Source organism: Nonomuraea sp. NPDC050478, assembly GCF_044458265.1.
Lineage (GTDB): Bacteria > Actinomycetota > Actinomycetes > Streptosporangiales > Streptosporangiaceae > Nonomuraea > Nonomuraea ferruginea.
Genome location: NZ_JBITHT010000005.1, coordinates 573333 through 593713, shown reverse-complemented (window position 1 = coordinate 593713; position 20381 = coordinate 573333). Strand labels below are relative to the sequence as shown.

Below are 20381 nucleotides of genomic sequence, written 5' to 3'. Positions count from 1 at the left end.
GGGCGGGGAAGGGTCATGGGGTGGCTCCCAGGGCGGCCGGGCGGGCGGTCGCGAGGCGGGTGTCCAGCGTGCTCATGGACTCGTAGGCCGCGGGGGTGCCGCGGACGTCGCCGTAGGTGACGTCGTCGAAGGAGCGGGCCGCCGCCGCCAGGTCGGCGGCGAACGGCGGGAGCGCCCGGCCGGCCTCGGCGGCGAGCTCGGCGGCGGTGCGGCCCGGCATGCCGTCGACCAGGGCGCGCTCCTCCAGGTCGCGGGCGATGGCGCGCAGCCGCTCCTGGATCGCCTCCGTCCACCGGCCTTCGGCGGCGAGCCGCTCGGCGGCCTCACGGTGCTCGGCCGCCGTCAGCCGCCGGGTGTCGAACAGCTCGCCGGGAGCGGCGGCCCTGCGCCGGCCGGCGCGGCGGACCTGCCAGACGACCAGCGCCGCGACGCCCACGAGCAGCAGCAGGATGACGATCGCCGCCAGCACGCCGCCCGCGGTGCCGCCACCGGCCACCGTGTCGAGCAGGTCGTTGACGAACTGGAAGAACCAGCGCTGCAGCCGGTCGAACAGCGGCTCCCGAGCGTATTGAGGGTCGAGGAGCTCGCGCGCCGCACGCCCGGCGGCCTCGTCCCTGCCGATCGGGCTCACGACTTGGCGGAGTTGGACGGGTGCCACAGCTCGTCGGCCGTCGAATGCACCCAGCCCTGCCGTTGCTGCTCGATGGCCGCCGTCTGCAGGACGAGGTCGAAGGCCTCGCCCCGCATGCGGCGGTCCGCGTACAGGAGCCCGGCGACGCCCGCCTCGAACGGGTAGGTGATCATGGCGCCGAGCGTGCCGCCGACGGCGACCAGGATGGAACCGATCACGATCGTCGCCACCGACCCGCTGCCCACCAGTCCGATCACCATCCCGACGATCATGAACGGCACCTGGAGGATGCTGGCGATCAGCCCGACCACCAGCGTGGTCAGGAACAGGATGCCGAGGACGCGCCAGAAGTCGCCGGTCACCAGGTTCCACGACCGGCGCATCGCGTCGACAGGCCCCCTGCCCTCCAGCACCACGGCCGCGGGCGCGAAGGCGAAGCGCGTGCGGAAGAAGAACACGTACCCGATGTAGAGCACGATCATCAGCAGGAACAGCAGGAGCAGCCCGCCGGCCGCCTCGGGCGAGCCCCCGGCGACGGTGCCGAAGGCGACCACGAGAACCGCGGCCATGACGGCCACCGGGGCCAGCATGATGAGGGCCAGCAGCCCGACGACGCCGAACAGGGCGGGCAGCCGCCTCCTGGTCGTCTGCCACGCCTCCTGAGTGGTGATCTTGCCGCCGAACACGGCCCGGCCGAGGATGCGCGTCAGCACCCCGGTCAGCACCGTCACCGCGACGAAGCTGATCGCGTACGAGACGAAGGCGCTGACGTACTGGGCCCCGAGCATGCCGTAGGTGCCGGCCGGGTCCTCGGCCTGGAGGGCGGCGGGGTCGTTCATCAGCGGCGCGACGGCGCCGAACACGAAGCCCTGGCCGACGGCCAGCGGGATGGCGGCGAGCAGCGCCGCGACCGCCGACAGCCCGAGCACGGCCTTCGGGTTGGAGCGGATCAGCTTGATGGTGCCGTCGTAGATGTCGCCCAGAGCGAGCGGGCGCAGGGGGATGATGCCGGGCCGCAGCGCGGGCGGGTGGGGACCGTACCCGTAGGGCTGGCCCTGCGGGTAGGGGCCGTGGGGCGGCCCGTAAGACTGTTGCCCGCCGGACTGGGGGCCGGCTTCGTAGGGAGGACCGGAAGGCGGCGGCTGCTCGCTGCCGGGGGCGGTCCACGGCGACGCCGGAGGCGCGCCGTAGGGCGGGGGCTGCTCCGCTGCCCAGCCCGAAGGCCTCTCTGACGCGGAACCGTGACCGTCTGACATATCCCAATCCTGGCACGCTGGGCGGCTGGGTGGCGTCGCGCCGTCGAGAAGACCGCATCTTGGCTCGCATTCCACGCGTTTCGGCGCGGCGGATCTCGTCCAGGGTGGCCGAAAGACCTTCCGTTACCGCAGACTGAAGAAAGCGGTCGCGGCGCGAGCCTGATACAGACCTTTCGCGGGACTCATGTCACACTCATGGGCCGAGCGGGGGTAACCTTCACCGACCGTGCAGGTATGTCCCAGAATGCGTAGAACGAATGAGGGGCCATGAAAGGTCGCGTGCTGGTCGTCGATGACGATGCCGCTCTCGCCGAGATGCTCGGCATCGTGTTGCGCGGAGAGGGCTTCGAACCATCCTTTGTCAGTGACGGCGACAAGGCGCTGGACGCGTTCCGCGACACGCGCCCCGATCTCGTCCTGCTCGACCTGATGCTGCCCGGCGCCGACGGCATCGACGTCGCCCGCCGCATCAGGGCGGAGTCCGGCGTGCCGATCGTCATGCTCACGGCAAAGAGCGACACCATCGACGTGGTGCTGGGGCTGGAGTCGGGCGCCGACGACTACATCGTCAAGCCCTTCAAGCCGAAGGAGCTGGTGGCCCGGGTGCGGGCCAGGCTGCGCCGCACCGACGAGCCGACCCCCGAGATCCTGCAGATCGGCGACATCACCATCGACGTGGCCGGACACTCGGTCAAGCGCGGCGACGAGACCATCAACCTCACCCCGCTCGAGTTCGACCTGCTCGTCGCCCTGGCCCGCAAGCCGCGCCAGGTCTTCACCCGCGAGGTCCTGCTGGAGCAGGTCTGGGGCTACCGTCACGCGGCCGACACCCGCCTGGTCAACGTGCACGTGCAGCGCCTCCGCGCCAAGATCGAGAAGGACCCCGAGCACCCCGAGATCGTGGTGACGGTCCGCGGCGTGGGCTACAAGGCCGGTCCCGCTTAGGGACCCGGCTCTCCCCGCCATGCCCCCGACCAAGACGAGACGCACACGCCGCCGGACCCTCCGCCAGATACTCGGCGGGATCCGGCGGCGGGCTCGTCGTGCGGCGGGCAGGGCGCGCCGGCTGTGGCGGCGCTCGCTCCAGCTCCAGGTCGTCACCAGCACCCTGGTCATCTCGCTGATCGTCGTGGTGGTGCTCGGCATCTTCCTGTCCGACCAGATCAACAACTCGGTCATCGAGCGGCGGCAGCAGTCCGCCGCCAGCGAGGCCGCCGCCGACCGGCTGCAGATCGCCGACGCGCTCACCCGGCGCGAGGACGACCAGGCCAAGTCCTCCGATCCCGGCAAGAGCGTGCCGCCCGACCCGCTCGACGAGGTGATGGACAACATCATCGGCACCGGCAGGGACGGCTGGAAGAAGCGCTACGAGGTGCTGATCCTCAACGTCGACGAGCCCGGCCGGTCCCGCGCGTCGGGCAACGTCAACCAGCAGAACATCCCCGAGGCGCTGCAGCAGATGCTGCGCCGCCAGGCCGAGAAGTTCATCGACAGGCCGCAGCGCTACACCGAGCCGATCAGGCTGCCCGGCGAGAGCCAGCACAGGCAGACCCTCGTCATCGGCGCCATCATCCACGTCAACGGCAGCTACGAGGTCTACCACTTCTTCCCGTTCGACGAGGAAGAGCAGATGCTGTCGAACGTCCGGCTGGCCATCGTCGTGGTCGGCTTCGGGCTGGTGCTGCTGCTCGCCGCCATCGCGTACCTCGTGGCCCGCCAGGTCGTCACGCCGGTCAGGCTCGCCCGCCAGGCCGCCGAGCGGCTGGCCGCCGGGAAGCTCGACGAGCGGCTCAAGGTGCGCGGCGAGGACGACCTGGCGAGGCTCGCGACCTCGTTCAACGAGATGGCCGCCAACCTGGCGCTCAAGATCCACCAGCTGGAGGAGCTGTCGCAGGTGCAGCGGCAGTTCGTCTCCGACGTCTCGCACGAGCTGCGCACCCCGCTCACCACCGTCCGCATGGCCGCCGACCTGCTGTACGACGCGCGCGAGGACTTCGAGCCGATGGCCTCGCGCTCGGCCGAGCTGATGCAGGCCCAGCTCGAACGGTTCGAGTCGATGCTGGCCGACCTGCTGGAGATCAGCCGGTACGACGCCGGCGCCGCCGACCTCGACCTCGACTCCGTCGACATCCGCGACGTGGTGCTGCGCGCCATCGCCGACTCCGAGGCGCTGGCCGAGCGCCACAGCACCCGCTTCGAGCTGCGGTTGCCCAACGAGCCGTGCATGGCCGAGGTCGACAACCGCCGGGTCGAGCGCATCCTGCGCAACCTGCTGTTCAACGCCATAGAGCACGGCGAGGGCCGCGACGTCGTGGTCACCGTCGGCGCCGACAGGGACGCGGTCGCGGTCGCGGTGCGCGACCACGGCATAGGGCTCAAACCCGGCGAGGACACGCTGGTGTTCGACCGGTTCTGGCGGGCCGACCCGTCGCGGGCCAGGACCATCGGCGGCACCGGGCTCGGCCTGGCGATCTCCCGCGAGGACGCCGGCCTGCACGGCGGCTGGCTGCAGGCGTGGGGCCAGCCGGGCGAGGGCTCGCAGTTCCGGCTCACCCTGCCCAGGAAGGCCGGCACCGACCTCAAGGGCTCCCCGCTGTCGCTGGTCCCGCCCGAGATCGAGATGCGCCGCACCTGGCGCGGTCAGATGACGCCGGTCCTACTGCCGGCCACCGGAGACGGGGGCGGCCATGACGAGGATTAGGCGGCTGGGCGGCGCCGCCGCCTTCGCGTTCACCATGCTCCTGGCCGGCACCGGCTGCGCGGTCATCCCTGTGGGCGGGCCGTTCCCGGTGGACGACGCGGGCAGCGGCGACTCCGTCACCGTGCCGTTCCAGCGCATGCTCGCCGTCGCGCCGCAGCCCGACTGGGGGCCGCAGCAGGTCGTGGAGGGCCTGCTGGCCGCCATGGCCGCCTACGACGACGACCCCTCCGTGCTGCCCAAGTACCTGACCGAGGAGGCCAGGCGGGTCTGGAAGCCCGACGGCGCCATCACGGTGATCGACAACTCGTTCCGGTTCGGCGAGCTCGTCGAGAACAAGGAGAAGAACGAGACCGTCCTCTCCATCCAGGGCAACAAGATCGCGCAGATCAACGAGGACGACACGTACGTGCCGGTCGGCTCGTCCGACGACCCCAAGATCAACCGGCCGATCACCCTGGTCAAGGACGCCAACGGGGCCTTCAAGGTCAACGGGTTGCAGCAGGGCCTGCTGCTCACCGACGCCGACGTGCGGCGCGCGTACCGTCCCACCAACCTCTACTACCTCAACGGCAGCTCCGGCGCCGACCCGCAGCCCGACCGGCTGGTCGTCGACCGGCTGCGGCTGCGCGTCGACCCCGACAAGAGCTTCGCCCAGACCATCGTCGAGCGCCTCGCCGAAGGGCCGACCAGCGGGCTGCAGGGCGCGGTCGGCAACGAGTTCCCGGAGGGCGCCAGAGTGCGGTGGATCCGGTCCAGCGAGGACCGGGTGGTGATCAACATGGGCGGCCCGTTCAACCCGCTCGACACCTACACACAGGGCCTGCAGGCCCAGCTCAGGGCCAGCCTGAGCAGCAACAACCTGGCCAACGGCCGCACCCTGGAGGTGCTGCTCGACGGCGAGCAGTTCTTCTCCTCCGGCCCGCTCACCGTGCCGGCCAACCTGCCGGAGAGCTGGCTGGGCAGCGAGGACAAGCAGGTGTTCTACAGCAGCGGCGGCGCGGTCTTCGTGCTGGGCAGCGACGGCGAGGGCCACCCCGTGACCGGCCCCGCCGGACAGCCCAGCCAGGGCTACACCGGCTTCGCCGTCTCCAAGGACCGCGACCGGATCGCCGCCAGGTCCGCGGCGGGCGGCATCTGGGTGACCCGGCACTCGCCCGACGGCCGCTGGCAGGAGTCCATCCCCGGCGCCGACCTCACCGACCCGTCCTGGCACCGCGACGGCAGCCTGTGGACGTTCGACCGGCAGAACGGCGAGGTCATCCGCTCCCACCCGGTCGTCGGCCGGGGGCCCGAACGCGTCGCCGCGCCCGCCCTCCAGGGGCTGAACGTCACCTCGCTGCGGATGGCGCGCAACGGGGTCCGCGTCGCGGTCGAGATCGGCGACAACCGGGTCCAGGTCGGCGCGCTCACGGGCGGCGGCGGGAACGCCATGCTGAGCAACTTCGAGACGCTGACCACGGTCTCGGGCGGCGACGAGATCGTGGACATCGCCTGGAGCGACGGCGGCCACCTGCTGGTCCTCGTCCAGACCAAGGCGGGCCAGGTCGTCAAGGAGATCAACGTCGGCGACGGGGAGACCACCCAGCTCCCGACCACCAGCAAGCGACTGGAGCGCCTGGCCGCCCTGGGCGACGCGATCCTGGCCACCACCGAGGACAGCAACGAGATCCTCGAGTACAGCCGCGACAAACAAACCTGGACCCCGAAGCCCGCCACCGCCGTCGACCAGCCGATCTTCGCCCTGGGCTGACTTCGGGGGATCGCTCCGGCGGCTCTCCAGATCGGCTCGACCGCCCCGACCGCGAGCCGGAAGCTGCTTGGGCGCGAGCGGGAAGTCTTTGGGCGCGGGCGGGAAGCTTCTTGCGGCGTGAGCCGGAGGTCTCTTGGGGCGTGGGAGTGAGGCTTCTTGGGGCGTGGGAGTGAGGCTTCTTGGGGCGCCAGCCGGATGTCTTTGGGGCGTGAGGCGGGCGTCTCTTGCGGGCGCGGGTGCGAAGCTCCCTGGAGCGTGAGCGGGAAGTCCTTTGGTGCGGCGCGAAGCTTCTTGCGGCGCGAGCCGGGCGTCTCTTGCGGGCGCGGATGCGAAGCTTTGTGGGGCGCCAGCTGGACGTCTCTCGCGGGCGCGGGTGCGAAGCCTTGTGGGGCGTGAGCCGGATGTCTTTTGGGGCGTGGGCTTGAAGCTTCTTGAGGCGTGAGCCGGGCGTCTCTTGCGGGGGCGGGTGCGAAGCTTCCTGGGGCGCGAGCCCGAATTTCTCGGGGCGCGAGCGCAGAGGCACGCGCCTCTCTTGATCTTTTCTGTGCGGGCCCGAGGGACGCACGCTCGGTCAGCGTCTTGGGTTCAAACCCGAAAGATCCAAAAGCGAAAATCCTTTTGGGAACCCCCTCGGGCTGGGCGCCGATAGGCGTGCCTGACGGCCCGCTCAGCCCGCCGTAGTTCCGTAGAGAGTCGTTCGTGACAGGTGGCGTCTCTGGGTGCCCGTTCGGCTACTGAAAGTGTCGGTGGTGGGCGGCATGCTGGGGCCGTGTTCGCCGGTCTGCTTGATGTCGTGCTGCCGCAGCCCTGTCTTGGCTGTGGCGCTCCGGGGGTGCGTCTGTGCGAGGAGTGTCTGGCGCGTGTGGTGGTGCCCTCTCGCCGGATGCCCGCGCCGTGTCCCGATGGGCTTCCCGTGTGCTGGTCCGCTTCTCCGTACGGGGGCGTGGTGCGCAAGGCCGTCATCGCCTACAAGGAACGGGGTGAGGCGGCCCTGGCGGCGGCCCTCGCCGACCTTCTGGCCTTCGCCCTCGTGGCGGCCCTCCGATCGCCGCAGGAGGGCGCTGAGGGCGCTGTGGAGAGGTTCCGTGGCCGGGGGAGCGCTCGGTCGGTGGGGCTTCGCGGGGTGGAGGAGTGCGGGCTTCTTCTGGGAGGGGAGGGGGTGATCGTGGTGCCGGTGCCCAGTGGGCGGGCGGCCGTCAAGGGGCGGGGTCACGACCACGTGGGCGCGCTGGCGGAGCGGGTGGTGCGCCGGCTGTGCGGACGGGGTGTGGCCGCCACGCTCTGGCCCGCGCTGCGGCAGCGCCGGAAGGTGGCCGACCAGTCGGGCCTGAGCTCCGCCGACCGGGTGTCGAACCTGGCCGGGTCCTTCTCCGTATCTGAGAGCGCTGTCCGAGATCTCGAAGTCGCAGGGAGAGGAGGGGTCCACGATCTGTGGGCCGCAGGGAGAGGAGGTGCCCACGATATGTCGGTCGCAGGAAGAGGAGGTGCCCACGATCTGTCGGTCGCAGAGAGAGGAGGTGTCCATGATCTGCGGGTCGCAGGGAGGGGTGGTGTCCGCGTACGTGGGAGTTCGGCAGGCTTCGTGCGGAGGGCCGGGGGTGTGTTCGATCGTGCCCAGGTGGTCGTCGTGGACGATGTCGTCACGACGGGAGCCACGCTCGCGGACGCCGCGAGGGCGCTGCGGGCGGTGGGGGCGACGGTGCCGCTGGCCGTCACCGTCGCCGCGACACGCCGGATCTCACGAAATGGTCACGGTGACAGTCAGTAAAGAAAGGCCCAGGTGTGTTGCCTTCCGGAGGGCCACATGTCCGTAGCGGGAAGCGCCCGGTGAGGCAGCTCAGAAGGCTTGCCGCCCTGTCCTGTAAGGGGTGCCGTGGGACCAAACGGGGCATTCAGCCGGCCCGTAACCCCGCGCGAAAATCACGGAAAGTGATCCTTTGGAGCTTCCTCCGGCTGACATTCGCCGCCGATCCGGATAGCGTTCTGAACATGGCACCCGTTCGGGTCCGTGGTTGCGCAGAGCCGGGGCTCCCGGCTCCGCTAGCCGATGCCAGCCGCAGGCGAAACGGCCCACGTAAGGCGACTTTTCGTCGTCCGATCACGGTGCGGCTTAGGGGTAAGTCCTGCCTCCCCGGGGGTCCAGATGTCCCCCGCCAGGAGAGAAGGGCGGTAGTGGCATCAGAGCTGCGAAACCCTCAGCAGGCGGATGTGGGGTCGAAGACCAGGTCGGCCGGACGGGTGCCACCCGCGTTCCCGGTGACGAGGCGTCGGAGGAGGGTAACCCTGAAGGACAGGCGGACAGCAGAAAACCCTGCCCGGCACCACGCGAGTCGTCGGGCGCTCTATCTCAGTCGTTAGACGAAGGGGGGCTGTTGCATGGACATCATCGTCAAGGGCCGGCACACGGGAGTGAGTGATCGGTTCCGAGACCAGGTGACAACCAAGCTGGCCAGGATCGAGCGTCTGGACAACAAACTCATCCGAGTCGATGTGGAGGTGTCGAAGGAGCGCAACGTGCGCGCGGCCGACCAGCGAGAGCGGGTCGAGCTGACCATTCACACCCGCGGCCCCGCCATCCGCGCGGAGGCCAGCGCCGACGACCGTTTCGCCGCTCTGGACATCGCGATGGACAAGCTGGAGGGACGCCTCAGGCGGCTCGCCGACCGGCGCAAGATCCATCACGGCAACCACAAGCAGCCGTCCATGGCGGAGATCACCGCCACGATGCCCGACCTGGCCGCGCCCGCGCCGTCCAAGGTCGAGCCCGCCCGCGAGGAGGCCGAGCCCGAGGAGGATCGGCTGCCGGAAGACAAGCAGTACGACGACATCGTCCCCATCCAGATGGACGGCGAAGGCCCTCTGATCGTCCGGGAGAAGCACCACAAAGCAGAGCCCATGACCATCGACCAGGCCCTCCTCGAGATGGAGCTGGTCGGACACGACTTCTATCTGTTCCGTGACAAGGAGAGCGGCCTGCCATCCGTCGTCTACAACCGGCGTGGGTACAACTACGGTGTGCTGCGGCTCGTAGAGCCCTGACGGCCGCCGGAAAGATCTTCTCGACCACCCGAGAACCGCGGCACACGTGCGATCATGGCGGTTCGACGGCTCTGGCCCCCCGACGAGGAGGAGACGTGAGCGAGCTCAGTCAGGCGAGGACGAGCGAGCGAACCGGAGACACGACGGTCGCGAGGCGCATCGAGGAGGCCTTGTGACGGAGTCCGGCGAGGCGCGCCCCTCCGGCGGCGAGCCGATCCGCGTGCTGATCGTGGACGATCACGAGCTGATCAGGCGCAGCCTGGCCCTGGCGCTGGCCGCGGAGCCTGACATCGAGGTGGTCGGGGAAGCGAGCGACGGTCAGGAGGCGGTCGAGCTGGCCGATCGCCTCATGCCCGACGTGGCGTTGATGGATGTACGCATGCCGCGGCAGGACGGCATCGAGGCGACCAAGGGCATCAAGGCCTCGGTGCCGAGCACCCGCATCATCATGCTGACGGTGAGCGACGAGGAAGAAGACCTCTTCGAGGCCATCAAGGCCGGCGCGACCGGCTACCTCCTCAAGGACGTCCAGATCAACGACGTGCCAGCGGCGGTCCGCGGCGTCCACGAGGGGCAGTCGCTGATCAACCCGGCCATGGCGGCCAAGCTCATCAACGAGTTCGCCAGCATGAGCCGCAAGGAGACCGAACGCCCGCCGCAGGTGCCGGTCCCGCGGCTGACGGAGCGCGAGATGGAGGTCCTGCGGCTCGTCGCCAAGGGCATGAACAACCGGGAGATCGCCAAGCAGCTGTTCATCTCCGAGAACACGGTGAAGAACCACGTCCGCAACATCCTGGACAAGCTGCAACTGCACTCGCGCATGGAAGCCGTGGTGTACGCGGTCCGCGAGCGCATGCTGGAGATCACCTGATCCGCCCTAGCCCCGCCCGCCCCTCCCCCTGAGGGAGGGCGGGCTAAGGCGACGGCAGGCCCGGCGGCTCGCCAGCCCGGGAACCTCAGCGGGCCAAGGTCCCGCGAGGGGCGGCTCGCCGGCCGGGGAACCTCAGTGGGCCAAGGTCCCGCGAAGGGCGGCTCGCCGACCTGGGCAAGTCAGCGGGCCAAGGTCTCGGTCGGGTGGCTCGCCAGCCTGGGAATCAGCGGGCCAGGGTCGTGTTGAGTGCCTCGGCGAGCTCGGGTGGGTCGGCGCGTTCGACGCGTACGGTGTCGCAGCCGACCCAGGTGGCGGCCGATCGGAGCGCGTCGCCCATCGCCTCGACCCAGCGGGCGCTGGTCAGGCCCGGCTCCAGGCTGACCTTCCTGGCCACCAGCGTGGTGCCCTCGCGCGCCGGGTCCACCCTGCCGATCAGGCGGCCGCCGGCCAGCACCGGCATCGTGAAGTAGCCGTGGACCCGCTTGTGCTTCGGCACGTACAGCTCAAGCTGGTAGGCGAAGCCGAAGACGCGCTCGGTGCGGCCGCGGTGCCAGATCAGCGAGTCGAACGGCGAGACCAGGGTCGTGCGGTGGCGTCCGCGCGGCTCCGACTCCAGCGCGGCCGGGTCGGCCCAGGCGTTGGGCACGGCTCCGGACGCCGAGCCGTTGCGGCCGGCCCTGACGGCGGGCCAGCCGGCGACGCGCACCGGCGTCAGCCCGGCGGCGCCGCTCGCGAGGGCCTCGTCGAGGATCGCGGCGGAACGCCCCTTGAGGCGGAGGAAGTCGATCAGGTCGGCCCGCGTGGCGACCCCGAGTGACCGGCCCGCGATGCCCGCGAGCCGCACGACGCACTCCTCGTCGGTGAGGTCCTCGGCCAGCAGTCCGGCGGGCACCACGCGCTCGGCCAGGTCGTAGACCCTGCGCCAGCCCACCCGGCGGGTGCAGACCACCTCGCCGATGTCGAGCAGCCACTCCAGGCCGATCTTGGAGTCGGACCAGTCCCACCACGGGCCGCCGTTCTTGGCCCCGCCGACGTCGGCGGTGGTGAGCGGGCCGTGGTCGCGCACCTGCTGGAGCAGCTTGTCGACGCTGTCGGGCACCTCGTGCCAGCGGAAGCGGCGCTCGCGGTAGGCGCGCCGCCGGAACGCGAAAAGGGGCCAGTTCTCGATCGGCAGGATGCAGGCGGCGTGGCACCAGTATTCGAAGCTGCGGGCCGGGGCGTCCCAGTAGGCCCGCTCGACGGCGGGCCTGCCCACGGCGCCGAGCCGGGCGTAGGCGACGAGCTCGTGGGAGCGGGCGAGCACCGAGATGGTGTCGAGCTGGACGGCGCCGAGCCTGCGGAGCATGCCCTGCACCCCGCCCTGACGGCCGTCGGAGCCGAGCAGCCCCTGGGCACGCAGGATGAGCCGGCGCGCCTCGTCGGCGGTCAGTTCGGTCATGTTCGCGATTCCGTACGGGGGAGCATGGCCGGAATGCTAGCCGCGGCCACTGACAGAACGGGGCCCGGGAATTACCGTCAGCGGGCCCGCGTTCATCATGGGACGAACCCGTCGCCGTCGGGGGTGCTTCTCGGAGGGGCCGCCTCGACGGTGCCCGCTCCGAGGGGGAAACGTCAGCGGTGGTCTTCGGCGTTCAGCCCCACCCGGGGCGCGTCGATCACCACATCGGTGAAGATGTCGAACACGAGGGCGAGGATGCCGCCCACCACGAACAGGCCGACGCCGATCCAGACGACCATCCAGTTCTCCATGGTCAGGCCGAATCCGGCGACGACGCTGCCGAGCAGCATCACCGTCACGGCCAGCCATGAGGACGCGCGGCCGCCGTGGCTACCGAGATTCTCGGTCTGCTCCGACTTCTGTCCCTCAACCATGACAAATCCCTCCTTGCCCGGATATCCCGGTTATCGGGGCGAACCGGCCTTTGACCGGCGTACTATCAGCCCGCCTGACATTCTCCCAGACATGTCCTGCGCCCTTGTCGGCACGGTGGCTGTGTCTGGTTGGAGAACCGCCTACGATGGCAACGGGGAAGTTTGTCTCGGCCTCTCCTCCTGGCGGCGCCGCCGGGGTAGACCTGCGAGGAGCTTTACATAAAGTGGCAGCCATTCTCGACAAGATCCTACGTGCCGGCGAGGGCAAGACTCTGCGTAAGCTCAAGCGGATCGCAGACCAGGTCAACTCCATCGAGGACGACTTCACGAGCCTGTCCGACGCGGAGTTGCGCGCCCTGACGGACGAGTTCAAGCAGCGCCATGCCGATGGCGAGTCGCTCGACGACCTGCTTCCCGAAGCGTTCGCCACCGTACGCGAGGCCGCGCGCCGCGTGCTCGGTCAGCGCCACTTCGACGTGCAGATCATGGGCGGCGCCAATCTCCACATGGGCAACATCTCGGAGATGAAGACCGGCGAGGGCAAGACCCTCACCTGCACCCTCCCCGCCTATCTCAACGCGCTGTCCGGCAAGGGCGTCCACGTCGTCACGGTCAACGACTACCTGGCCAAGCGCGACGCCGAGAACATGGGCCGCGTCCACCGCTTCCTCGGTCTTGAGGTCGGGGTGATCCTGTCCGGCCAGGCGCCCGACGAGCGCCGCAAGCAGTACTTCGCCGACATCACCTACGGCACCAACAACGAGTTCGGCTTCGACTACCTGCGCGACAACATGGCGTGGGGGCTCGACGAGTGCGTGCAGCGCGGCCACAACTACGCCGTCGTCGACGAGGTCGACTCGATCCTCATCGACGAGGCCAGGACCCCGCTGATCATCTCCGGCCCGGGCGAGCAGTCCGGGAAGTGGTACCAGGAGTTCGCCAAGATCGTCCCTCGGCTCCGCCGCGGCGTCGAGGCGAAGAACCCCGGCGAGGAGAGCACCGGCGACTACATCGTCGACGAGAAGAAGCGCACGGTCGGCATCCTCGAGTCCGGCGTCGAGAAGGTCGAGGACTGGCTCGGCATCGACAACCTCTACAAGGCCGAGCACACCCACCTGGTCGGCTTCCTGAACAACGCCCTGAAGGCCAAGGAGCTGTTCAAGAAGGACAAGGACTACATCGTCACCGACGGCGAGGTCCTCATCGTCGACGAGTTCACCGGCCGCGTCCTCCACGGCCGCCGCTACAACGAGGGCATGCACCAGGCCATCGAGGCCAAAGAAGGCGTGAAGATCAAGGACGAGAACCAGACTCTCGCCACGATCACCCTGCAGAACTACTTCCGCCTCTACACCAAGCTCGCCGGCATGACCGGCACGGCGACCACCGAGGCCAACGAGTTCCACCAGACCTACAAGCTCGGCGTGGTCCCCATCCCGACCAACCGGCCGATGGTCCGCAAGGACCAGGCCGACGTCGTCTACAAGACCGAGGACGCCAAGTTCAACGCGGTGGTCGACGACATCAAGGAGCGCCACGAGCACGGCCAGCCCGTCCTCGTCGGCACCACCTCGGTCGAGAAGTCGGAGCGGCTGTCCAAGGCGCTCAGGCGCCGAGGCGTCACGCACGAGGTCCTCAACGCGAAGAACCACGCGCGTGAGGCGTCGATCATCGCCGAGGCGGGCCGCAAGGGCGCCGTCACCGTCGCCACCAACATGGCCGGTCGAGGCACCGACATCATGCTCGGCGGCAACCCCGAGTTCCGCGCCGACCAGGAGCTGCGCCAGCGCGGTCTCGACCCGGTCGAGACGCCGGAGGAATACGAGAAGGCCTACCCCGAGGCGCTGGAGAAGGCCAAGGCCGCGGTGAAGGCCGAGCACGACGAGGTCACCGAGCTGGGCGGCCTCTACGTGCTGGGCACCGAGCGCCACGAGTCGCGCCGCATCGACAACCAGCTCCGCGGTCGCTCCGGCCGCCAGGGCGACCCGGGCGAGTCCCGCTTCTACCTGTCGCTCGGCGACGACCTGATGCGCCTGTTCAACTCGGTCAGGGTCGAGGCGATCATGACGCGCCTCAACATCCCCGACGAGCAGCCGATCGAGTCCGGCATCGTCTCTAAGGCCATCGCCTCCGCCCAGCACCAGGTCGAGCAGCAGAACTTCGAGATCCGCAAGGAAGTTCTCAAGTACGACGAGGTGATGAACCGCCAGCGCAAGGTGATCTACGCCGAGCGCCGGCGCGTGCTGGAGGGCGCCGACCTGCACGAGCAGGTGCGCGGCTTCATCGGCAACGTGGTCGACGGCTACGTCGACGGCGCCACCTCCGACGGGTTCTCCGAGGAGTGGGACCTCGAGAAACTGTGGAAGGCGTTCGCCGGCCTCTACCCGATCTCCGTCAAGCTTGAGGACCTCCTGGAGGAGGCCGGTGGTCAGGAGAACGTCACCGACGACCTGATCAGGGAGCGGGTCAAGGCCGACGCGCTGGAGGCGTACGCCAGGCGCGAGGAGGAGTGGGGCGCCGAGGCGACCCGCGACCTCGAGCGGCGCGTCATCCTGTCCGTCCTCGACCGCAAGTGGCGCGAGCACCTCTACGAGATGGACTACCTGCGCGAGGGCATCGGCATGCGGGCCTACGCGCAGAAGGATCCGCAGATCGAGTACCAGCGCGAGGGCTTCGAGATGTTCAACGCGATGCTCGAGGGCATCAAGGAGGACTCCGTAGGCTTCCTGTTCAACCTGGAGGTGGAGGTTCAGGAGAACCCCATCGTCGAGGAGCAGGAAGACCCGGTGCTGGCCGAGACGCGCTCCATCATCGCGCGCGGCCTCCGCGGTCCCGACCGCCCGGCGGAGCTGGAGTACACCGCTCCCGGCGAGCAGGGCGACGTGGAACACACCCGCGTCCGCACCACCTCGGCCGAGCGCGCCGCCTACGGCAACGTCGAGCGCAACGCCCCGTGCCCGTGCGGCTCGGGCAAGAAGTACAAGCGCTGCCACGGCGACCCGAAGAACGCCGGCAACTGACGCGTGACACGAGGACCCCTCGCCCGGCGGACGGGCGGGGGGTCCTCGTGCGTCCGGCTCAGAGGTGGGTGGCGGCGGATTCCGAAACCCGCTGCACGATCAGGGTGGAGCAGCCGGTCTTCAGCGTGAGGAACGTCCGGTGGCTGTCGGAGGCGTCGGGCCGCCCATCCCCGGAACACCCTGCTCACCATGAGGTCCGGCGGGACCCGTCGCACCCTGGGGCCCCGTCTTGTTCCAGGTGAGCTCCGTCTCGCGGGGCACGAACCGCGCGTGCCCCGCGACACGATCTGGAAGCTCGGTTGGAGCCGGCTTGCCGTCAGGCGGTCTCGAAGTCCGTGCAGAGCCACTGCACGCCCCTGCGCTCCAGGCGCAGGGCCAGGACGCGGTCGCGCTCGCCGCAGTGGACCAGGAGGCACATCTCCACCACGCCGTCGCTGGGCTCCTTGACGTGCGGGACGCCGACGAAGGGCGGGCGGCGGGTGTCGAGCATGCGACCGGCCCGTACGAGCTCGCGGTAGGCCTGGCCGGTGAGGCGGTCGGCGACCGTCTCCGGGGGCCGACGGCCGGAGAGGACCTCGGCGAGCGCCTGGCCGAGGTGGCGCAGCCGGCGCTCGTCCGGGAGCGTGCCGGGCGGGCCCCAGACAAGGGGCGTGTCGAGCGCGAGCGAGCCGTGGACCTGGGGAGAGGGCGACATCGGGAGCCTCCGGGGGCGTTCCTGGTGAGAGACGGTACTAAGAGGTTCCGGCCGGGCCCCGGGATACACGGCACGCCAACTTCCCCGATCCATGCCCTGGTTCGCGGTGGATGGCGAAGAAGGTCAGCGCGAGTTGGGGTGGCCGCGTCCGGGTTGCGGACCCTCGGCCACGCCGCGATGTCATGACCGAATCGGGGTGGCCTCGCCCGAGTCCACGTCCGGTTCCGGCTCGCGGCCCGGGGTCATGATGTTCAGCCGTCTGATGAGGAAGCTGAACACCACGTAGTAGACCGCCCCGTACGCCACCCCGAGCAGCAGGATGCCCGGCAGGTTCTGGGTGTTGGACTTGCTGGCGTTGAGCAGCATGTCGAGCAGCCCGGCCGAGAAGCCGAAGCCGAGCTGGCCGCCGATCAGCGTGGTCAGCGCCATGGCCAGCCCGGTGAGCACGGCGTGCACGGCCAGCAGCAGCGGCGCGACGAAGATGAACGCGAACTCGATCGGCTCGGTGATGCCGGTGACGAACGAGGCCAGCGCCGCCGACAGCATGATGCCGCCCACCGTGGCCCGCCGGTGCGGGGGCGCGGCCCGCCACATGGCCAGCGCGGCGGCCGGCAGCGCGAACATCATGACGGGGAAGAACCCGGCCATGAACTGCCCCGACTCCGGGGCGCCGCCGAAGTAGCAGTTCCAGTCGCCGCCGAGCACCCGCCCGCCCACCTCGCAGGTGGGCACCACGTGCCAGACGATCGAGTTGACGAAGTGGTGCAGCCCGAGCGGGATGAGCAGCCGGTTGATCAGCCCGTACAGGCCGGTGCCGAGCGGCCCGAGGGTGGTCAGCGCCTCACCGGCGTGGCCGATCCACTCGCCGAGAATCGGCCACACCCAGCCGATGAGCACGCCGAGCCCGAGCGCCACGAAGGCGGTGAGAATGGGCACGAACCGCCGCCCGCCGAAGAACGCCAGCCACGACGGCAGCTTGATCCGGTGGAAGCGCTGCCAGAGCAGCGCGGTGACCAGCCCTATCAGGATGCCGCCGAGCACCTTGGTGGGGTTCTGCATGCCGTGGTTGATGATCTCGATGACGCCCTGGTCCGCGGCCTGCCGCAGGGTCACGGTCTCGCGGATGGCCGAACCGGCGAACATCACCTTGCTCACCCGGTCGAACACCAGGTAGCCGACCACGGCGGCGAGCGCCGTCGTGCCGTCGGACTTGCGCGCGAAGCCGATGGCCACGCCCACCGCGAACAGCAGCGGGAGGTTCTCGAACAGCGCCTCGCCGGCCGCCGCCAGCACGGCCGCGACCTCGGTCATCCAGGCGAAGCCCGCCACGTCGGCGAGCCCGCCGGGCTCGGCGCCGTTGGCGCCCAGCATGTCGGGCTGGCCGAAGCGGAGCAGCAGGGCGGCCGCGGGGAGGGCGGCGATGGGCAGCATGAGCGAGCGGCCCAGCCTCTGCAGCACGTTCATCAGGCGTGAGAACGGCGAAGGCCGGGCGGTGGTGGTCTCGTTCACCGGGTGTTCCTCCGGGTCGGGCCCTCAACCCCGTCTTGCGGGCATTTCGAGTATGGTGCGCAGCTGGTAGCGGTCCGCCCGGTAGGTGGACACGCCCAGCTCGGCGCAGACGCCTCCGGAGAACGACCTGCGCTGGAGCAGCAGCACGGCGCCGCCGCGGGGAAGTTTGAGCAGGTCGGCGTCGCTCGGATCGGCTATCCCCCCGTCTATGGTCAGCTCGCCCGCGTCCATGACCAGCCCGTAGCGGCTCTCCAGGAGCTCGTACAGCGATCTGCCGGTCAGGTCGTGGTCGGCCAGGTCGGGGGCGAGCTTGACCGGGATGTGCGCGCGCTCGATCGACAGCGGTTCGCCGTCGGCGGTGCGCAGCCGTTCGATGAAGTGGACCTCCTCGCCCGGCTGGATGCCCAGCTCCTTGGCCAGGTGGGCGCTGGCGCGCATGGTGCGCCGGTCGAGGTCGCGCGAGCCGGGCGCCATGCCCCTGGCGCGCATGTCCTCGGTGAACGACGTGAGCTGCAGGGCCAGCTCGATCTTGGGCCGGGCGACGAACGTGCCCTTGCCCGGCACCCGGTGCAGGCGGCCCTCGGAGACCAGATGGTCGACCGCCTGCCGCACGGTCATCCGCGACAGGCCGAAGCGCTGGCAGAGCTCGCGCTCGGACGGGATCGCGGCGCCGATGCTCAGCTCGTCGCTGTCGATGAGGTCGAGCAGGATCTCGCGGAGCTGGAAGTACTTGGGCACCGGGCTGTCCGGGTCGATGTGGGCCACGGGATCCTCCCTTCGCTCGGGCCAGTCTGATGGGTTATGGTTCTCACTGGTCTAGTCCGGACTAGACCACATGTCTTGAAACAGGGTCAAGTCCGGAACGCTAACTCCCCGAGGAATGAGCCCCCAGATGACCAAGATGCGCAGCGAGATCGCCGAGCAGCCCGAGGCGCTGCGGGCCACGATCGACTCCCTGCTGCCCAGGATCGACGAGGTGCGGGCGCTGGGTGAGCGGACCCGGCAGTTGTTGTTCGTCGCACGTGGCACCTCCGACAACGCCGCAGTCTACGGCCGCTATCTGGTGGAATCCCACGCCGGGCGGCTGTCCGCGCTCGCCGCGCCGTCCATCGCCACCACCTACCGCCGCAAGCTCGACCTGGAGGGCGTGCTGGCCGTCGCGATCTCCCAGTCGGGCCGTACGGAAGAGATCGTGGAGACGCTGGCCTGGGCCAAGGACTGCGGGGCCGCCACTGTCGGGGTCACCAACGGCGGCCCGGACAGCCCGCTCGCCCAGGCCGCCGACCTGGCGCTGTGCACGGTCGCGGGGACGGAGGAGGCGGTTCCCGCCACCAAGACCTACACCACGCAGCTCGCCGCGCTGGCTGTGCTGGCGATCGGGCTCGGCGCTGACGTGGACCGGGCCGACCTGCTGCGGGTGCCCGAGGCCGTGGAGAAGCTGATCGCCGAGCCCGGTGACGTGGACGCCGTCGTGGACGGGCTCGCGGACAAGCACGGCGTGGTCGTCTCCGGCCGCGGCCTGGCCTTCTCCACCGCGCTGGAGACCGCGCTGAAGCTTAAGGAGGCGTGCTACCTGCACGCCATGGGCCTGTCGTACGCCGACCTGCTGCACGGCCCGATCGCCGTGGTCGACCACGCCACCCCGGCGCTGCTCGTCGCCGCCGAGAGCGGCCCCACGCTGCAGGGCACGGTGGCGCTGGCCGAGCGGGTCGTCTCGGCGGGCGCGGCGGCGTACACGATCGGCGGCGGCAGGGCGCTGGCCGCGGCCGGCACGGCCGCGATGAACGGCCCCGACCTGCCCGAATGGGTGGCCCCGATGGGCCTCATCGTGCCGGGGCAGCTGCTCACCGAGGCGCTCGCCCGGCGGCTGGGCATCGACCCTGACGCGCCGCGCGGCCTGAACAAGGTCACCCAGACCGACTGAACCCGGCGCCTGAGTAGCCTGGTCGCACAGCCACGGACGAGGAGGGCCTGATGGCGGCGGACGTGAACGCGCTCATCGCCGGTCTGGGCGGAGCCGGCAACATCATCGACATCGAACCCTGCATCACCCGCCTGCGCACGGAGGTGCACGACACGTCCAAGGTCGACCAGGCCGCGCTCAGGGCCGCGGGCGCCCACGGGGTGATGGCGGCGGGCAACGTGATCCAGGTCGTCGTCGGCCCGGAGGCGGACACCATCGCGAGCGACATCGAGGACATCATCGGCTAGAGGGCGGGGCCATGACGACTGTTCTCGCCCCGGTGGAGGGCGCGGCGGTGGGGCTGGCCGCCGTGCCCGACCCGGTGTTCTCGGCCGGCATGGTGGGGCCGGGGACGGCGATCGACCCCAGCAGGGGGCCGGGCGAGGCAGTCGCCCCCATCACTGGAAAAATCATGAAACTGCATCCGCACGCGTACGTCATCGTGGGCGATGACGGCAGGGGCGTGCTGGTGCATCTGGGCATCGACACGGTGCAGCTCAAGGGGAGGGGGTTCCGGTTGCTCGCGGCGGAAGGCGACCGGGTGAGCGCCGGCCAGCCCGTCGTGGCCTGGGATCCCACCGAGATCGAGGCGGGCGGGCGCTCACCCGTCTGCCCCGTGGTGGCGCTGGACGCGCTCGACTCGGCGGTGACGGCTCTGGCCGAAGGCACGGTACGGGCCGGCGACGAGCTGTTCCAATGGACGTGACGCGACAGGGGTCCGGCTGGTCCGGACCGGAGAAGAAGGAGGAGCCCATGGGCGAACGGAAGGCGACCGTGGCCGCGGAGGTGGGGTTGCATGCCCGCCCGGCGGCCACGTTCGTGCAGATGGCGATGAAGGCACCGATGGACGTCACGGTGGCGCGGTCGTCGGGCGGCGATCCGATCAACGGCAAGAGCATCCTGCAGATCATGGCGCTCGATGTCCGCAAGGGCGAAGAGATCGTCATCAGGGCGGAGGGCGACGGGTCGGAGGAGATCCTCGACCGGCTCGCGGACATCGCCTCGACCCCCTGACCCCCGTCCCTGGCGGTCCTGTGGAAAAAGGGGACGGCGCATCCGCCGGTCATGGATAGCG

18 protein-coding genes are annotated in these 20381 nt (G+C 70.1%); 11 read left to right on the top strand and 7 right to left on the bottom strand.

The genetic code is table 11. The features are described from left to right. Positions 1–13 precede the first annotated feature (13 nt). Together ACIBF7_RS27600 and ACIBF7_RS27595 are read right to left on the bottom strand one after the other, a co-directional pair. Entirely contained in the window at positions 14–631 is a 618-nt protein-coding gene (locus tag ACIBF7_RS27600; RefSeq protein ID WP_148034223.1) for a DUF4129 domain-containing protein, read from the bottom strand. After that, the gene (locus ACIBF7_RS27595) at positions 628–1887 is read right to left on the bottom strand and encodes a DUF3824 domain-containing protein (protein ID WP_148034222.1); all 1260 of its coding nucleotides are present in this window, start codon (positions 1885–1887) and stop codon (positions 628–630) included. The genes ACIBF7_RS27600 and ACIBF7_RS27595 overlap by 4 nt, the downstream gene beginning before the upstream one ends. A gap of 267 nt (positions 1888–2154) precedes the next feature. Here ACIBF7_RS27595 and mtrA point away from each other — a divergent pair, with 267 nt between their 5' ends. From mtrA to ACIBF7_RS27565, 6 genes are all read left to right on the top strand, one after another. Further along, positions 2155–2832 carry an MtrAB system response regulator MtrA gene (gene mtrA / locus ACIBF7_RS27590; RefSeq protein WP_090763607.1) on the top strand — a complete coding sequence of 226 codons (678 nt, stop codon included), beginning with the start codon at positions 2155–2157 and terminating at the stop codon, positions 2830–2832. Positions 2833–2851: 19 nt separating this feature from the next. Then, positions 2852–4588, top strand: coding sequence for an MtrAB system histidine kinase MtrB (gene mtrB, locus ACIBF7_RS27585; protein ID WP_148034221.1), 1737 nt, complete (start codon positions 2852–2854; stop codon positions 4586–4588). Then, the gene (locus ACIBF7_RS27580; RefSeq protein ID WP_397198482.1) at positions 4575–6338 is read left to right on the top strand and encodes an LpqB family beta-propeller domain-containing protein; all 1764 of its coding nucleotides are present in this window, start codon (positions 4575–4577) and stop codon (positions 6336–6338) included. The genes mtrB and ACIBF7_RS27580 overlap by 14 nt, the downstream gene beginning before the upstream one ends. Before the next feature lie 946 nt (positions 6339–7284). After that, on the top strand, positions 7285–8106 hold the full coding sequence (locus ACIBF7_RS27575; protein WP_397198481.1) for a ComF family protein: 822 nt from the start codon (positions 7285–7287) through the stop codon (positions 8104–8106). A 608-nt stretch (positions 8107–8714) separates the two neighbouring features. Continuing rightward, on the top strand, positions 8715–9377 hold the full coding sequence (gene hpf / locus ACIBF7_RS27570) for a ribosome hibernation-promoting factor, HPF/YfiA family (RefSeq protein ID WP_148034219.1): 663 nt from the start codon (positions 8715–8717) through the stop codon (positions 9375–9377). 172 nt (positions 9378–9549) lie between these two features. Beyond that, on the top strand, positions 9550–10248 hold the full coding sequence (locus ACIBF7_RS27565; protein WP_148034218.1) for a response regulator transcription factor: 699 nt from the start codon (positions 9550–9552) through the stop codon (positions 10246–10248). A gap of 223 nt (positions 10249–10471) precedes the next feature. On the opposite strand, the gene ACIBF7_RS27560 is transcribed toward ACIBF7_RS27565, so the two are convergent. Both ACIBF7_RS27560 and ACIBF7_RS27555 read right to left on the bottom strand, forming a co-directional pair. Further along, the gene (locus ACIBF7_RS27560) at positions 10472–11686 is read right to left on the bottom strand and encodes a winged helix-turn-helix domain-containing protein (RefSeq protein ID WP_397198480.1); all 1215 of its coding nucleotides are present in this window, start codon (positions 11684–11686) and stop codon (positions 10472–10474) included. 173 nt (positions 11687–11859) lie between these two features. Next, positions 11860–12120, bottom strand: a complete 261-nt coding sequence (locus tag ACIBF7_RS27555; RefSeq protein ID WP_148034216.1) for an HGxxPAAW family protein — start codon at positions 12118–12120, stop codon at positions 11860–11862. 224 nt (positions 12121–12344) lie between these two features. Between ACIBF7_RS27555 and secA the strand changes: the two genes are divergently transcribed. Then, entirely contained in the window at positions 12345–15140 is a 2796-nt protein-coding gene (gene secA, locus ACIBF7_RS27550; RefSeq protein ID WP_219543558.1) for a preprotein translocase subunit SecA, read from the top strand. Positions 15141–15456: 316 nt separating this feature from the next. Here secA and ACIBF7_RS27545 read toward each other — a convergent pair whose 3' ends face one another. The 3 genes from ACIBF7_RS27545 to ACIBF7_RS27535 form a co-directional block, all read right to left on the bottom strand. Then, on the bottom strand, positions 15457–15834 hold the full coding sequence (locus ACIBF7_RS27545) for an Rv3235 family protein (protein ID WP_397198479.1): 378 nt from the start codon (positions 15832–15834) through the stop codon (positions 15457–15459). Positions 15835–16014: 180 nt separating this feature from the next. Then, complete coding sequence (locus tag ACIBF7_RS27540; protein ID WP_397198478.1) at positions 16015–17343, bottom strand: PTS transporter subunit EIIC; 1329 nt, start codon at positions 17341–17343, stop codon at positions 16015–16017. Between the two features lie 24 nt (positions 17344–17367). Then, complete coding sequence (locus ACIBF7_RS27535; protein WP_219543557.1) at positions 17368–18108, bottom strand: GntR family transcriptional regulator; 741 nt, start codon at positions 18106–18108, stop codon at positions 17368–17370. Positions 18109–18244: 136 nt separating this feature from the next. Here ACIBF7_RS27535 and ACIBF7_RS27530 point away from each other — a divergent pair, with 136 nt between their 5' ends. The 4 genes from ACIBF7_RS27530 to ACIBF7_RS27515 are packed head-to-tail and all read left to right on the top strand — an operon-like array spanning position 18245 to position 20320. Beyond that, on the top strand, positions 18245–19267 hold the full coding sequence (locus tag ACIBF7_RS27530) for an SIS domain-containing protein (protein ID WP_378525255.1): 1023 nt from the start codon (positions 18245–18247) through the stop codon (positions 19265–19267). 50 nt (positions 19268–19317) lie between these two features. Further along, a complete protein-coding gene (locus tag ACIBF7_RS27525) occupies positions 19318–19554 on the top strand; it encodes a glucose PTS transporter subunit EIIB (protein ID WP_148034210.1) in 237 nt (78 codons plus the stop codon). An 11-nt stretch (positions 19555–19565) separates the two neighbouring features. Next, complete coding sequence (locus tag ACIBF7_RS27520; RefSeq protein WP_148034209.1) at positions 19566–20012, top strand: PTS glucose transporter subunit IIA; 447 nt, start codon at positions 19566–19568, stop codon at positions 20010–20012. Positions 20013–20059: 47 nt separating this feature from the next. Next, positions 20060–20320: an HPr family phosphocarrier protein gene (locus ACIBF7_RS27515; protein ID WP_148034208.1), complete on the top strand. Its 261-nt coding sequence runs from the start codon at positions 20060–20062 to the stop codon at positions 20318–20320. Positions 20321–20381: the final 61 nt, after the last annotated feature.

Coding starts and splice junctions, on each gene's coding strand:
- ACIBF7_RS27595 (WP_148034222.1), bottom strand. CDS start 1,887: ATGTCAGACGGTCACGGTTCCGCGTCAGAGAGGCCTTCGGGCTGGGCA.
- hpf (WP_148034219.1), top strand. CDS start 8,715: ATGGACATCATCGTCAAGGGCCGGCACACGGGAGTGAGTGATCGGTTC.
- ACIBF7_RS27525 (WP_148034210.1), top strand. CDS start 19,318: ATGGCGGCGGACGTGAACGCGCTCATCGCCGGTCTGGGCGGAGCCGGC.
- ACIBF7_RS27520 (WP_148034209.1), top strand. CDS start 19,566: ATGACGACTGTTCTCGCCCCGGTGGAGGGCGCGGCGGTGGGGCTGGCC.
- ACIBF7_RS27580 (WP_397198482.1), top strand. CDS start 4,575: ATGACGAGGATTAGGCGGCTGGGCGGCGCCGCCGCCTTCGCGTTCACC.
- mtrA (WP_090763607.1), top strand. CDS start 2,155: ATGAAAGGTCGCGTGCTGGTCGTCGATGACGATGCCGCTCTCGCCGAG.
- mtrB (WP_148034221.1), top strand. CDS start 2,852: ATGCCCCCGACCAAGACGAGACGCACACGCCGCCGGACCCTCCGCCAG.
- ACIBF7_RS27555 (WP_148034216.1), bottom strand. CDS start 12,120: ATGGTTGAGGGACAGAAGTCGGAGCAGACCGAGAATCTCGGTAGCCAC.
- ACIBF7_RS27545 (WP_397198479.1), bottom strand. CDS start 15,834: ATGTCGCCCTCTCCCCAGGTCCACGGCTCGCTCGCGCTCGACACGCCC.
- ACIBF7_RS27515 (WP_148034208.1), top strand. CDS start 20,060: ATGGGCGAACGGAAGGCGACCGTGGCCGCGGAGGTGGGGTTGCATGCC.
- ACIBF7_RS27560 (WP_397198480.1), bottom strand. CDS start 11,686: ATGACCGAACTGACCGCCGACGAGGCGCGCCGGCTCATCCTGCGTGCC.
- ACIBF7_RS27530 (WP_378525255.1), top strand. CDS start 18,245: ATGCGCAGCGAGATCGCCGAGCAGCCCGAGGCGCTGCGGGCCACGATC.